The following is a 13,653-nucleotide window of genomic DNA, read 5'->3' on the forward strand; positions in this document are numbered from 1 at the left end:
CGCCGCAGGCGACCGCGCAACGGGCGCCGCCCTTGGCTCGTCGGCGGCGCCACCATCGGGGTGTCGCTCGCGGCGGTGGCGGTGGTGCTGGTGTACGCCGCGGAGGTGACGGAACCGCGCCAGTCGGCCACCGTCGCCGATCCGGTGCTCGGCGGGGGACCCGGCTGCGAACCGACCCGATCCGATCAGCTGGTGCGTGGCAACGGCACGGGCTCGCTCGCCAGCGGACCCGACGCCATCCTCGCCTTCCAGCACGCCTACTACGTGACCAAGTCCGGCGCCGCGGCGCGGGCGGCCACCACACCCGACGCGGCGGTGTCCCGCGTCGACGTCCTCGACGCGGGCATCGCCTCGGTCCCCGTGGGCTCCCAGCACTGCGTGCTCATGCTGCCGCTGCCGGACGGCCGCTTCGACGTCGTGATCACCGAGATCCGCCCGGACGCGGCGATCCGTACCTACCGGCAGTTCGTGACGGTGACTCCGCGCGACGGAGAAGTCCTGATCAGCAAGATCACCCCGCCGGACCGGTAAATCCATTTCGGCGTTCGCCGCCGTTCCTCGGTCCGGCGCGCCTCGGTCCTGATACATTTTCGTATCGAATACATTGATGTATCGAACTGGGGAGTCGGCGAGAGGAGTCACGATGACGTCGTCCCCCGCGGGAACACCGGCGCGTCCGGCCACCCGAAGACGGGTAGCGACCAGAAAACGGCTGCTCACCGCCGCGTACGAGGTCTTCGCCGAGGAGGGGTTCGGCCGCGCCACGGTGGAGCGGGTGTGCGAGCGCGCGGGTTTCACCCGCGGCGCGTTCTACTCGAACTTCACCTCGCTGGACGAGTTGTTCCTCGCCATGTGGGCGGAGCGCTCGGCGGCGATGCTCGCCGATGTCCGCACCGCTCTCGACGACATTTCGGTCGAGGGTGTCGCCGACCTGCGCGACGCGGTGGACCGCCTGCTGCGCGCCGTCACGCTGGACGAGGCGTGGTACCGCATCACCGCGGAGTTCACCAGCCACGCGCTGCGCACGCCTGCGCTGCGCCGGGTGATGGCCGCCCGCGAGGAGGCGATCGTCGCGGCGCTGATACCGGCCGTGGTGGCCACGCTCGCCCGGTTCGGGCGCGGCGTGCCCGACCCGGAGGCGCTCGGCCAGGCCATGGTGGCCGTGCACGACGGCACCGCCGTGCAGGTGCTGATGGAACCGCGCAGCCGCACCGCCAGGCGGCGGCGCACCGACCTCTTCTGCCACGTCGTGCTGGCCTACAGCACGCCAATCGAAGGATGAACATGACCAACTGCAGTCCCGAATTCGCGCGTGAGGCCGACGTGATCGTGGTCGGCGCCGGCCTCGCAGGCCTGGTCGCCGCCCACGAGCTGGTCAAGGCGGGCCGCAAGGTGCACCTGCTCGACCAGGAGAACCGCAACAACCTCGGCGGGCAGGCCTTCTGGTCGCTGGGCGGTCTGTTCTTCGTGGACAGTCCGGAGCAGCGCCGCCTCGGCATCAAGGACTCCTACGAACTGGCGCTGCAGGATTGGCTGGGGTCGGCCGGTTTCGACCGCGACGACGAGGACCTCTGGGCGCGGCAGTGGGCCGAGGCGTACGTGCGGTTCGCGGCCACCGAGAAGCGGGATTACCTGCACGCCTTGGGTTTGCGGGTGACACCGCTGGTCGGCTGGGCCGAGCGCGGCGGGGCCGCCGCCGACGGCCACGGCAATTCGGTGCCGCGCTTCCATCTCACCTGGGGCACCGGTCCCGAGGTGGTGCGGGTCTTCCAGGAGCCGGTGCTCGAAGGCGAGCGGCGCGGGCTGGCCGGCTTCAGCTTCCGTCACCGGGTGGACGAGCTGATCATCGAGGACGACGCGGTGGTCGGCGTGCGCGGCGCTGTCCTGGAGGACACCGACCTGGAGCGCGGCAAGGCGTCCTCGCGAACCACGGTGGGGGAGTTCGAGTTTCGTGCGAAGGCCGTGGTGGTGACCTCCGGCGGCATCGGTCACAACCACGAGATGATCCGGCGCAACTGGCCCACCGAGCGGCTCGGCCCCTGCCCCGAGACGCTCATCTCCGGCGTCCCCGCGCACGTCGACGGCCGCATGCTCGGCATCTCGGAGAGCGCGGGCGGCGCGATCGTGAACCGGGATCGCATGTGGCACTACACCGAAGGCATCAACAACTGGGATCCGATCTGGCCCGACCATGCCATCCGTATCATTCCCGGCCCGTCCTCGCTGTGGTTCGACGCCAACGGAAAGCGGTTGCCCGCACCGTGTTTCCCCGGCTTCGACACCAACACGACGATGAAGGCGATTCTGGCGACCGGCTACGACTACTCCTGGTTCGTGCTGACCCAGTCGATCATCGAGAAGGAGTTCGCGCTGTCGGGCTCGGAGCAGAACCCCGACATCACCGGCAAGGACCTCAAACTCACTCTCAAGAGCCGGGTGGCCAAGGGCGCGCCGGGCCCGGTGGAGGCGTTCAAACAGCACGGCGTCGATTTCGTCGTCGCCGCCACGCTGCGCGAGCTGGTGGACGGCATGAACAAGATCGCGCGCGGACCCCAGCTCGACTTCGACGAGATGGAGCGGCAGATCGTCGCCCGCGACCGCGAGATCGACAACAAGTACAGCAAGGACGCCCAGCTGATGGCGATCACCAACGCGCGCCAGTACTTCGGGGACAAGGCGGGCCGGGTTGCCAAGCCACACCGCATCCTCGATCCCAAGGCGGGTCCGCTGATCGCGGTGCGGCTCAACATCCTTACCCGCAAGACCCTCGGCGGGCTCCAGACCAACCTCGACTCCCAGGTGATGCGCCCCGACGGCTCGCCGCTGCCAGGGCTGTACGCAGCCGGTGAGGTCGCCGGATTCGGCGGCGGCGGCGTGCACGGCTACAACGCGCTGGAAGGGACCTTCCTCGGCGGCTGCATCTTCTCCGGTCGCGCCGCGGGCCGCGCGCTGGCGAAGAAGCTCGCCTGACGTTCGGCGCGGACCCGATCGAGCCGGTGCAATTCAGCGCACCGGCTCGATCGGCAGCTGCCGTGCTGTCGTCGAAAGATGCAGTGCCGCAGGCGCGGACGGCGGGACGACCGGGCGGTGCGGCGGAATCGGGTCGAGCCGCCGGTACGCCGCGCCGAGCGCGGGTCGCTGATCGGCCTCACCCTTGTTGGGCCACAATGAGACCGCGCGCTCGGCCTGCGCGGCGATGGTCAGCGACGGATTGACCCCGAGGTTCGCCGAGATCGTCGAGCCGTCGATGACGTGCAGCCCAGGGTGGCCGTAGAGCCGGTGGTACGGATCGACGACGCCCGTCTCGGCCGAGTCGCCGATCACGCAGCCGCCGATGAAGTGCCCGGTCATCGGGATGTTCAGGACGCCGGACGTGGTGCCGATGGGGAAGCCGTCGATCTTGTCGGCCACCCGCCGCGCCACCTCGTGCCCGGCGGGCACCCAGGTCGGATTGGGTTCGCCCGCACCCTGTTTCGTGGTCATCGTGCGGCGGCCGAACCAGGTCCGCTTGGTGTAGGTGGTGATCGAGTTGTCCACCGACTGCATCACCAGCAGGCCGATCGTCTGCTCGGACCAGTGCCGCGGGGTGTGCGCGCGCAGCACGTCGCGGCGGCCGCGCCACAGCGCGCGCAGCCACAGCCCGAGGCGCGGGGTGTCGCCGCTGACCATCACGGTCGCCATGATGGCGAGTGCGTTGCTGCCCTTGCCGTAGCGCACCGGTTCGACGTGGGTGTCCGCGTCGGGGTGGATGGAGGAGGTGATGGCGACGCCTTTGGTGAAGTCGCTGTCGGCGCGGCGGCTGCGGGCGCCGAGCAGTTCCTCGGAGTTGGTGCGCGAGAGCTGCCCGAGCATGCCCGAGATCGCGGGCAGCGAGCCGGTGTCGCGCAGGCGGTGCAGCAGGCGCTGGGTGCCGAGCGCCGCGGCGGAGAAGACGACCTGTTCGGCCGTGAACTCGCGGCGCTGTGTGCGCACGGTGCGTCCGGTGCGCTGCGTGGTGATGGTGAAACCGCCGCCTTCGCGGGGGTGCACATCGGTCACAGTCGTCATGGGATGCACTGTGGCCCCGGCCTTTTCGGCCAGGTAGAGGTAGTTCTTGACCAGGGTGTTCTTCGCATTGTGGCGGCAGCCGGTCATGCACTCGCCGCAGTGCGTGCAGGCCCGCCGGTCCGGTCCGGCGCCGCCGAAGTACGGGTCGGGCACATCCTGTCCCGGCCGGATCCCGGGGCCGCCGAAGAAGACGCCGACCGGCGTGCTGCGGTAGGAGCCGGCGACGCCGAGGTCCTCGGCGACCTCGCGCAGCACCCGGTCGGATTGGGTCGTCGCGGGATTGGTCGTCACGCCCAGCATCCGTTTGGCCTGGTCGTAGTGCGGCGCGAGCTCCGCGCGCCAATCGGTGATGTGGCCCCACTGCCGGTCGGCGAAGAACCGCTCCGGGGGCTCGTAGAGGGTGTTCGCGTAGACGAGCGAGCCGCCGCCGACGCCCGCGCCCGCCATCACGAAGGTGTCCTTCAGCAGCGCGAGGCGCTGGATGCCGAAGCAGCCGAAACGCGGTGCCCAGAGATATTTCCCCACGCGCCAAGAGGTTTCGGCGAACTCCTCGTCGGTGAAGCGGCGGCCCGCCTCCAGCACCGCGACCCGGTACCCCTTCTCGGTCAGCCGCAGCGCGGTCACGCTGCCGCCGAACCCCGAACCGACGACCACCACGTCGTAGTCGAATGTCATGGACCCGCGCCTTCCTCGTTGCCGCTCACGTTCGTGGAACAACGCTAGGAGCGAGCGGCACGGTGACAGGACAGACCAACGGCCAAGAAATCGACATTTCCGGCCATGCGGTGGCGGTCGCCGGTCGAGGGCTCAGCTTCGGCGCAGGGCCAGCTCGGCGAGCTCGGTCCAGTCGGCGAGCACCTGCTTGCGGCGGGCGCGGTCGCGGCCGACCATCTCGTCGAGGGTGGCGCCGCGGACCAGGTTGATGGTGAGCCAGAACGCGGAGTCGAGGCGGGCGCGGGGAATGCCGGGGCCGATGAGTTCGGCGCAGCGGTCGAGTAGTTCGACGGTGAGATCGTGCTGCACGCGCAGCATTTCGCGGCGCAGCTCGCGGTCGTTGGCGATGCCGACGTAGAGCTCGACGCAGGCGCGGCCGAGTTTGCCCGCGAAGGTGGCGAGCACCAGTTCGACGAGTACGGCCCCGGCGGTCGTGTCCGCGGGCACGGTGCGCAGACGGCGGTGCAGCGCCTGGCGCTGGCGCTCGGTGAGGTGCCCGATCGTCTGCGCGAACAGCTCATGGCGGGTGTGGAAGTGGTGCAGCTGAGCGCCGCGGGTGACGCCTGCGCGCGCGGTGATGTCGGCGATGGAGGCGCCGCCGTAGCCCACCTCGGCGAGGCTGTCGATCGCCGCGTCCAGCAGCTGCGCGCGCGTGCGCAGACTCTTCTCCTGGTGCTTGTTCGGCGGCAGATCGGAAACCATTCATGCAGTATAACGGCCGGAAAGTACGTGCTGTCTTGCATGCAATTAGATGTCGGCCATACTGTGTTGGCAAGCCGACCACCCCCGCCGAAGAGATGATGAGATGCCTGTCGACCGACTGCTGCCCACCGAGGAAGCCCGCGATCTGATCGAGCTCACCAGGGAGATCGCCGACAAGGTGCTCGAGCCGCACGCGGCGGAGTTCGAGAAGCAGCAGCGGTACCCCGAGGAGGCGTTCCGTGCACTGGGCACGGCCGGGCTGCTGAGCCTGCCCTACCCGGAGGAGTTCGGCGGCGGTGCACAGCCCTACGAGGTGTACCTGCAGGTGCTCGAGGAACTTGCCGCGCGGTGGGCTGCGGTCGCGGTGGCGGTCAGCGTGCACAGTCTCTCGTGCCACCCGCTGTTCGTCTTCGGAACGCCGGAGCAGCAGCGGCGCTGGCTGCCGGAGATGTTGTCCGGCACCATGATCGGCGCGTACAGCCTCTCCGAGGCGCACGCCGGTTCCGACGCGGCGGCGCTGCGCTGCAAGGCCACCGCGGTCGAGGGCGGGTACCGCATCGACGGCTCGAAAGCCTGGATCACCAACGGCGGCCGGGCGGACTACTACACCCTGTTCGCCCGCACCGGCGAGGGCTCCCGCGGCGTCTCCTGCTTCCTGGTCCCGGCGGGCACCGAGGGGCTGAGCTTCGGCAAGCCCGAGGAGAAGATGGGCCTGCGCGCGGTGCCGACCACCACCGCCGCCTACGACGACGCCTTCCTTCCCGCCGAACGGCTGATCGGCGCCGAGGGTCAGGGCCTCTCGATTGCGTTCAGCGCCTTGGACTCCGGACGGCTCGGCATCGCCGCCGTGGCGACCGGCCTCGCCCAGCGCGCCTTGGACGACGCGGTGGCCTACGCCAAGGAGCGCGAGGCGTTCGGCCGCCGCATCATCGACCACCAGGGCCTCGGCTTCGTGCTGGCCGACATGGCCGCCGCCGTCGACTCCGCCCGCGCGACTTATCTCGACGCCGCCAGACGCCGCGACGCCGGCCTGCCCTATTCGCGGCAGGCCAGCGTCGCCAAGCTGGTCGCCACCGACGCCGCCATGAAGGTCACGACCGACGCGGTGCAGGTCTTCGGCGGCTACGGCTACACCCAGGATTTCCCGGTCGAGCGCTACATGCGCGAGGCCAAGATCACCCAGATCTTCGAGGGCACCAACCAGATTCAGCGTTTGGTCATCGCCAGGGACCTGGCCGGGGCGTAACCGTCACAGGCTGCCGCCGCCGCCGATCAGCCAGGGGTTGAAGGTGCAGGCCAGTTCCGTGGGGGCGGCCGGATCGAGCGCGCGCAACGCGATCGAGGTGGAGCGGGGCGAGTACATCATGGTCAGGTGGTCGGAGATGTCCTGCTCGCAACCCGCCTGCAGGGTGATGTTGTCGACCGTCGCGTCCGGTCCCGGGCGCAGGAAGGTCCAGTCGTAGGGGTTGGTGACCTCGTCGTAGCGCGAGCCGACCGCGGTGTAGGCCACCCCGGGGACGGTGTCGCCGTTGGCGTTCAGCGCCGCGTAGAACGGGGAGCCGACGGCCTGCTGGATATTGGCGAGCCCGACGAGGGGCTCGTAGAAGCCCAGGATGTTGACGCCGAGGTTGTTGATCGCGCGGCCCAGTGTGGCGATACCCATCAGCGCGGTGCCGTGGTGGGTGGCGCCGAAGGTGACCAGCTTGCCGACCTTGCCCTCGCCGCCGTCGAACTTCAGGTACCGGTTGGCCACGGTGCCGCCCTGCGAATGCCCGACGATGTCGACCTTCTCCGAACCGGTGGCCGCGCGCACCTGCTCGACGAATTCGGCGAGCTGGCGCGAGGATTCCTCCATCGGGCCGACGCCGAAGCGACCGGGCAGGATGGTGCCGAGGCCGCCGCCCTCCAGCAGCCCGGCGCGGCCGAAATTGAAGGCGAAGACGCAGTATCCGGCCCGCGCCAGCCGCGGTGACATGTAGGCGAAGGTGTCATAGGCGTTGAGCCAGCTGCCGTGCAGCAGCACCACCGGGTTCGGGTGCGCGGCGCTCGGCTTGCAATCCCACCGGTTCGCACCGGACGGCGCGGCATCCGGGTGGGTGAGCCCGTAGGCGAACGCGGCGAGCGCCGCGGTCATCTCCGGACCCTCGCCCACGGTCGCCGACGAGGTGCTCTTGGCCCAGCTCGAACCGCTGCCGGTGTCCACGATCGCCTTCGGCTGCCTGCCGTCGGCCGCCGGCGTCAGCCCGGCGGTGATGGCGTCGGCGAGTGCCTGTGCTGTCGACTCGGCGGTCCCCTCGACGGGCGGGTCCGCGATCGTCACCCCCGCGCCCGATCCCTGCGCCAGCGCCAGCCCCGCGATCATCGCGGCGCAGAACAGGGCGCGCCTGCTTCGTTGCCTCGTTGCAAACATTTTCCGTACTTCCCATCCGCTCGGCACCGCCCCCCGAATCAAAAAATGTGGCGCAGCGCACAATTGGACGGCCTCTGTGACGCGCGCCATCTCACGACGGCGGTGTTCAAAATCTAAGACCGGATGGTCTAGGTCGTCACTGCACGGCTAGACGAAGTAAATCTGTGCTCTCTTGTTGCTCGTGACAAACTTCTTGGCGGTGACGACGGATGCATTGTCGTCAACCCTGTCGTCGGCAACAATCGGGCCATGGTTGTCGCTTCACCCCCCGCCACCGGGGACCTTCCGCTGGTGTCCCGGCTGCTGACCAGGTGGCCGCAAATCGCCGAGCGGATGCTTGCCGCTGGCCTCGGCGCCACGCCGCCCGCCGCCGATCTGCCCCCTGGTCATTTCACCGCCGAGGTGCTCCCGACCATCTACGCCTGCGGCCGCGCCGTGCTGCACGCCATCGGCGAAGAGCGCGAGTTCACCAGGTCCGACGTCGCCGCCTTCGTGGTCCCGGTCGCCGAGCGGCACGCCGAGGACCGCTTCCCGCTGGCGATCCTGATCGAGGCGATCCACGGTTCCGCGCAGACGGTGCTCGCCGAGGCCTCCACGCTGGCCAGGGCCGACGAGAAGGACCAGTTGGTCGTCGTCGGCTCCCGGCTGCTCGACCTGCTGATGCACATCAACATCACCGTCGTCGAGACCTACACCGAGGTCGAGCAGTCCATCTACAACGCCGAACGTGAGGCGCGCCGCGAACTGTGCGCCGCCCTGCTGCGCGGGCTGCCCGCCGACGAACTCGCGGCCCGCGCGGACACGCCGCTTACCGATCGCTACACCGTCCTCGCCATCCATCTGCGCCCGGAGGAGCAACCCCACTCCGTCGCCGACCTGCTCGCCCGCCGCCGCATCCGCGTCCTGCTCCGCACGCTGGAAGCGCTGAGCAACGGCACCGCGCTGGTCACTTTCGACGGCACCAGCGGAATCGCCCTGCTACCCAACCACTCCGAAGCCGCGGGTGCGGATGCGGCGCGCCATCGCGGTCTCGCCACCGAGCTGGCCGACAAGTTCGGCACCCCGGTGTATCTGGCCGAGTGTCACAGCGTGCCGCGTGCCGACGTGCCCAGCTTCGCGGAGCAGGCCGCCGAGGTGGCGAGTCTCGCCCGTCTGCTCAACCGTCCGACCGGCCGCTACCAGCTCGACGATCTGCTGCTCGAGTACCAGCTCACCAGGCCGGGCCCGGCGCGCGACCGGCTGGCCCAGCGCATCGCCCCGCTGCTGCGCAACCCGCACCTGCTCGAGGCGCTGGAGGCCCACCTCGAGTACGGCTCGGACCGCAAGGCCGCGGCCGCGCGCCTGCACGTGCACCCCAATACGTTCAGCTACCGGCTGCGCCGCATCGCCGAGCTCACCGGCATCGATCCCGCCGAACCCACCAACTCCCGGATGCTCGCCGCGGCGCTCACCATCCATCAGCTCTATCCGGCGAGCGACCACCCCTGACCTGTCACCGGCTCGCGATGGCCTTCTGCCGGTACATCGCGGTGTCGGCGTCGTGCAGGATCTCGGTGGCGGTGCGCGGATCACCCTGCACGATCGGGGCGACTCCGATCGAGGCGTGCACCGCGAGCCGATGTCCTTGGGCGACAATCGGTTCGGCGACCGAGGCGGCGAGCCGCCGGATGATCGGCTCCGGGCCCATCTCGCGTCCGCACAGCAGGATCAGGAACTCGTCGCCGCCGAGCCTGCCGACCAGATCGCCACGACGCACCGCGCGCAGCAGGCGCTGCGACACGACCTGCAGGACGACGTCGCCGACGACGTGTCCGTGCCCGTCGTTGATGGCCTTGAACCCGTCGAGGTCGACGAACAGCACGGCCGACAGCGGGCCGCCCGGTGGATGGGCCAGGGCTGAGTCGAGCGCGGACAGGATGGTGATCCGGTTGAGCAGCCCGGTCAGCCCGTCGTGGGTGGCCTGGTACTGCAGTTCGCGCTGGCTGGCGCGGGTGGCGGTGATGTCGGTGAACGAGCTCACCACCGGCGATCTCCGGTCGGCCGGATCGAGCAGCCTGCAGCTGCCCGTCAGCCAGCGCCGGTGATGGTCGGTGCCGTCGACGCCGAAGACGAAGCGGGTGACCGGCTCGCCGGTCGCCATGGTGCGCGCGACCGGATGCCGGGTCGCGGGCAGCGGCACGCCGTCGGTGTCGACCATGCGCAGCGGTAGCGTGTCGAACCGCGCGCCGACGAGTTGTCCACCGCGACAACCGAATATGCGCAGCGCGGCCGGGTTGATCGTTTCGATCATGCCCTGCCTGCTGATCACCACGACGCCTTCTTCCAGTTGCGAGACGATCGCGGTGAAGTGCTGCTCGGCCCGGCGCTGGGCCTGCTCGGCCGCGTGCTGCGCGCTCAGATCGTGCAGCACCACCTGGTACGCGCGCCTGCCCTGCCAGATGGTGAGCACCGAGACGGTCTGCACCGGGATGCGGACGCCGTCGGCGCGCAGCAAGGTGAGCACGGCTCGCTTGGACGCGTCGCCGGTGCGACGCAAGCCGTCGATCCGCGCCAGCGTAGAGGCGACCGAGTCGGGTGCGATGAAATCGCTGACCGGGCGTCCGACGATCTCCTCCGCCGACCTGGCCGCCAATAGGCGTACCCCGGCCGGGTTGAGATACACGACGACGCCGCTTTCGTGCACGCAGATGGCGTCGGGAGAGTGTTCGACCAGCGAACGGTACCGCTCGGCCGCCTGCTCCGGATCGCCCACCATGGTCTTGTTCTCGTCCATGCGAATCCCCGTTCGACGAACGACGCGCGGTCGGTGTCCACATTGCCTTGGAACCCCGTCGGGTCCGGCGATCGCCCACCCTGCCGCGATCCGAACGAGGTAACGGTGCTGCCATCCACTAGCCGAGAGCGAGATTATGAGACTAGTTGGTATTGAAGGTCAAGGATACCGCCTGCGGTTAATGAACAGCAATCACCGAGCTCGCGTCGCGGCGTTCGGCCTGCGCGCTGTTCAACCTCGTCGACAGGGCTCGTCGGCACACCGGTAAGCTCGCCGCGTTGCAGCAACCCCTTGATCTATCAGTACGACAGAGCAGATCGCTTGTGGCGCATGGCTTGGTCGCGTGGGTGTGTACGGCCGCCGGGCGCTCAGTTCCGAACGCAAGATCGCAATCGTTGGCCGATCAGAACCAGGGCTCCTACATGACCAATACGACCACCCAGGCTCCGGCGCCAGCGCCTGACCTGGCGGCCGAGGCAGGCACGCAGCTGTCGCATCGGCAGATTCTCACCATCCTTTCCGGCCTGCTGCTCGGCATTTTCCTCGCCGCGCTGGACCAGAACATCGTGAGCGTCGCGATCGTGCCGATCGCCAACAGCCTGCACGGATTCGACGAACAGGCGTGGGCGACAACGGCATACCTGATCACCGCGACCATCAGCACGCCGCTCTACGGCAAACTCGCCGATATCTACGGCCGTAAACCGTGGTACCTCACCGCGATCGGGCTTTTCGTGGCCGGTTCGGTGGCCTGTACCTTCGCCACCTCCATGTACGAGCTGGCCGCGTTCCGCGCGTTCCAAGGCCTCGGCGCGGGCGGCTTGATGTCGCTGGCCTTCACCATCGTCGGCGATATCGTCCCGGCCCGCGAAAGGGTCAGGTACCAAGGCTATTTCATGGTGGTGTTCGGCTCGTCCACCGTGCTCGGGCCGGTGCTCGGCGGGCTGTTCTCCGGCTACGACCAGCTCGCGGGCCTGGAGGGCTGGCGCTGGGTGTTCCTGGTGAACGTGCCCATCGGCGTGCTCGCCTTCCTGGTGGTCGCCAAGGTACTCGACGTGCCGCATCAGCGGCAGCGCCACCGCATCGACTGGTTCGGCGCGCTGACCCTGACCGTGTGCGTGGTGCCGCTGCTGATCGTCGCCGAACAGGGCAGGGAATGGGGCTGGAGCTCGGATCGGGCGCTGGTCTGCTACGGCATCGGCGTGGCCGGTCTCGTGCTGTTCGTGCTGGTGGAATTCCTGATGAAGGACGCGGCGCTGATCCCGCTGCGATTGTTCCGCAACTCCACCTTCAGCGTGTCCATCGTGGGCGGCTTCATCGTCGGCATCGCGATGTTCGGCGCGATCGTGCTGGTACCGCTGTATTTCCAAGTGGTGCGCGGATATTCGCCGACCAAGGCGGGCCTGCTGATGCTGCCGCTGGTGGTCGGGATCATGGTCGGCTCGCAGATCGCCGGGATCGTCACCAAGCTCACCGGCAAGTACAAGATCCTGCCCGTGGTGGGTTGCTTCCTGATCGCGCTCGGCTCGGCGTTGCACGGCGGGGTGCGCTACGACAGCCCGCTGTGGGAGCCGCTGCTGTACGGCGGGGTGATCGGCTGCGGGCTCGGCGCCTGCATGCAGACGCTGATCATCGCCGCGCAGAACGCGGGTCCGCGCACCGATATGGGGGTGTCGACCGCGGCGGCCACCTTCTTTCGTCAGATGGGCGGCACCCTCGGCGTCGCGATCTTCCTGACCATCCTGTTCAACCTGCTGCCCGGCCGGATCGTCGACGCCTTCGGCGGGCAGCTGCCGGAGGGCTTCGACACCGCCCGGCTCGGGGAATTGCAAAGCAACACAGGGGAACTCGCCGCCATGCCCGCGGATCTGCGGGTGCCGATCCTGGTCGGCTTCACCGACTCCATGCAGGGCGTGTTCAACGTCGCGGCGGCGGTGGCGGTGCTCGCGGGCGTGGTGCTGATGTTCATGAAAGAGATTCCGCTGCAAGACGATCCGATCGTGCCCGCAGGCGGGCCGGACGGCGCGTCGAGCTGGGAGGAGTCACAGGTGTGGGCGGGCGCCGCGGAGGTCTTCTCCGAACCGGAGCCGGTGCTCGCCGCCGCGGCCGAGCGCTCGCTGTTCGGCCGCATCCAGCACGAGGACGGGCATCCGGTGCCCGACGCGGCGCTGACGTTGATCGACAAGGTCGGGCGTCAGGTCGCCAGGGTGGCGGGCGACACGAACGGCGCCTACTCCATCGACGTGCCCGATGCCAGCACCTACGTGCTGATCGCGGCCGCGGCGGGACACCAGCCGACGGCGGTCAGCATCGTCGCGGGCTCCTGGCCGCAGGAACTCGACCTGAAGCTGATGGGCTCGGGAGCCGTCTCCGGGAGGGTCGGATCCGCGGGCAGCGGCAAACCGCTCGGTGGCGCCACCGTCACGCTGACCGATCGGCACGGCGAGGTCGTCGGGGCCGCGATTACCGCGGACGACGGCGCCTACGTGTGCCGCGGGGTGGTCTCGGGCATCTACACGATGGTCGCGCTCGCCGAGCACATGCGTCCGCACGCGACGACGCTCACCGTGCCGGACAGCGGCTTGCTGCGGCACGACATCGACATGGAACCGAACGCGGTGCTGGCCGGATCGGCGCTCGCCGACGGCCGGGTGGTGCCGGACGTGCAGATCATGCTGCTGGACATGGCGGGCGATCTGACCGCGACGGCGCGCACCGGCACCGACGGCCGCTACGTCGTGACCGATCTGGCCGAGGGGCAGTACACCGTGGTCGCGCGCGGATATCCACCGGTGACCAGCAAGGTGACCGTGTCCGGCGGCGAGGCCGTGCACGATGTGCGGCTCGGCTACGGCCGCGACGGCGAGGACTGAGCGCGACCGGTCAGTTCGCGGGTTCGGAGCGCCACGCCGGATCGCCGCCGCGGCTCACCTCGTAGCCGAGCAGGCGTTCGGCCTCCTCGATGCCGCCTTGGAGGTCGCCGACCGCGTTCATCTTCGACAGGTCG

General features: G+C 69.3%; 10 protein-coding genes and 1 pseudogene. 6 read left to right on the forward strand and 5 right to left on the reverse strand.

Features of this window, described 5'->3' with window-relative positions; genetic code table 11:
- The 3 genes from NL1_RS38375 to NL1_RS33655 all read left to right on the forward strand — a co-directional run.
- The coding region (locus NL1_RS38375) for a DUF8176 domain-containing protein (RefSeq protein WP_067848363.1) at nt 1–531 on the forward strand (531 nt) is incomplete at its 5' end.
- A gap of 112 nt (nt 532–643) precedes the next feature.
- Nucleotides 644–1,282, forward strand: a complete 639-nt coding sequence (locus tag NL1_RS33650) for a TetR/AcrR family transcriptional regulator (protein WP_067848366.1) — start codon at nt 644–646, stop codon at nt 1,280–1,282.
- A gap of 2 nt (nt 1,283–1,284) precedes the next feature.
- A complete protein-coding gene (locus tag NL1_RS33655) occupies nt 1,285–2,970 on the forward strand; it encodes an FAD-binding dehydrogenase (RefSeq protein WP_067848386.1) in 1,686 nt (561 codons plus the stop codon).
- 33 nt (nt 2,971–3,003) lie between these two features.
- Here NL1_RS33655 and NL1_RS33660 read toward each other — a convergent pair whose 3' ends face one another.
- Nucleotides 3,004–4,722, reverse strand: coding sequence for a GMC family oxidoreductase (locus tag NL1_RS33660; protein WP_067848368.1), 1,719 nt, complete (start codon nt 4,720–4,722; stop codon nt 3,004–3,006).
- 132 nt (nt 4,723–4,854) lie between these two features.
- Nucleotides 4,855–5,463 carry a TetR/AcrR family transcriptional regulator gene (locus tag NL1_RS33665; protein ID WP_084511324.1) on the reverse strand — a complete coding sequence of 203 codons (609 nt, stop codon included), beginning with the start codon at nt 5,461–5,463 and terminating at the stop codon, nt 4,855–4,857.
- Nucleotides 5,464–5,566: 103 nt separating this feature from the next.
- Between NL1_RS33665 and NL1_RS33670 the strand changes: the two genes are divergently transcribed.
- Nucleotides 5,567–6,709: an acyl-CoA dehydrogenase family protein gene (locus NL1_RS33670; RefSeq protein ID WP_067848372.1), complete on the forward strand. Its 1,143-nt coding sequence runs from the start codon at nt 5,567–5,569 to the stop codon at nt 6,707–6,709.
- Nucleotides 6,710–6,712: 3 nt separating this feature from the next.
- Here the strand turns inward: NL1_RS33670 and NL1_RS33675 are convergent, their stop codons facing one another.
- Nucleotides 6,713–7,873, reverse strand: a complete 1,161-nt coding sequence (locus tag NL1_RS33675; protein WP_084511326.1) for an esterase/lipase family protein — start codon at nt 7,871–7,873, stop codon at nt 6,713–6,715.
- Nucleotides 7,874–8,122: 249 nt separating this feature from the next.
- Here NL1_RS33675 and NL1_RS33680 point away from each other — a divergent pair, with 249 nt between their 5' ends.
- The gene (locus tag NL1_RS33680) at nt 8,123–9,361 is read left to right on the forward strand and encodes a PucR family transcriptional regulator (RefSeq protein ID WP_067848379.1); all 1,239 of its coding nucleotides are present in this window, start codon (nt 8,123–8,125) and stop codon (nt 9,359–9,361) included.
- Between the two features lie 4 nt (nt 9,362–9,365).
- Here the strand turns inward: NL1_RS33680 and NL1_RS33685 are convergent, their stop codons facing one another.
- The gene (locus NL1_RS33685) at nt 9,366–10,646 is read right to left on the reverse strand and encodes a diguanylate cyclase domain-containing protein (protein WP_067848382.1); all 1,281 of its coding nucleotides are present in this window, start codon (nt 10,644–10,646) and stop codon (nt 9,366–9,368) included.
- A gap of 422 nt (nt 10,647–11,068) precedes the next feature.
- Here NL1_RS33685 and NL1_RS33690 point away from each other — a divergent pair, with 422 nt between their 5' ends.
- Nucleotides 11,069–13,519 carry an MFS transporter gene (locus NL1_RS33690; RefSeq protein WP_067848393.1) on the forward strand — a complete coding sequence of 817 codons (2,451 nt, stop codon included), beginning with the start codon at nt 11,069–11,071 and terminating at the stop codon, nt 13,517–13,519.
- Nucleotides 13,520–13,529: 10 nt separating this feature from the next.
- On the opposite strand, the pseudogene NL1_RS38000 reads toward NL1_RS33690, so the two are convergent.
- Nucleotides 13,530–13,653, reverse strand: a pseudogene (locus tag NL1_RS38000) (STAS domain-containing protein); the annotation flags it as partial.

Origin of the sequence: Nocardia lijiangensis NBRC 108240, assembly GCF_001613045.1 — a bacterium.
Classification (GTDB): Bacteria; Actinomycetota; Actinomycetes; order Mycobacteriales; family Mycobacteriaceae; genus Nocardia; species Nocardia lijiangensis.

Bases quoted from the DNA above. Each gene is read 5' to 3' on its own strand.
- NL1_RS33675 (WP_084511326.1), bottom strand. From the start codon at position 7,873: ATGTTTGCAACGAGGCAACGAAGCAGGCGCGCCCTGTTCTGCGCCGCG.
- NL1_RS33665 (WP_084511324.1), bottom strand. From the start codon at position 5,463: ATGGTTTCCGATCTGCCGCCGAACAAGCACCAGGAGAAGAGTCTGCGC.
- NL1_RS33670 (WP_067848372.1), top strand. From the start codon at position 5,567: ATGCCTGTCGACCGACTGCTGCCCACCGAGGAAGCCCGCGATCTGATC.
- NL1_RS33680 (WP_067848379.1), top strand. From the start codon at position 8,123: ATGGTTGTCGCTTCACCCCCCGCCACCGGGGACCTTCCGCTGGTGTCC.
- NL1_RS33690 (WP_067848393.1), top strand. From the start codon at position 11,069: ATGACCAATACGACCACCCAGGCTCCGGCGCCAGCGCCTGACCTGGCG.
- NL1_RS33660 (WP_067848368.1), bottom strand. From the start codon at position 4,722: ATGACATTCGACTACGACGTGGTGGTCGTCGGTTCGGGGTTCGGCGGC.
- NL1_RS33685 (WP_067848382.1), bottom strand. From the start codon at position 10,646: ATGGACGAGAACAAGACCATGGTGGGCGATCCGGAGCAGGCGGCCGAG.
- NL1_RS33650 (WP_067848366.1), top strand. From the start codon at position 644: ATGACGTCGTCCCCCGCGGGAACACCGGCGCGTCCGGCCACCCGAAGA.
- NL1_RS33655 (WP_067848386.1), top strand. From the start codon at position 1,285: ATGACCAACTGCAGTCCCGAATTCGCGCGTGAGGCCGACGTGATCGTG.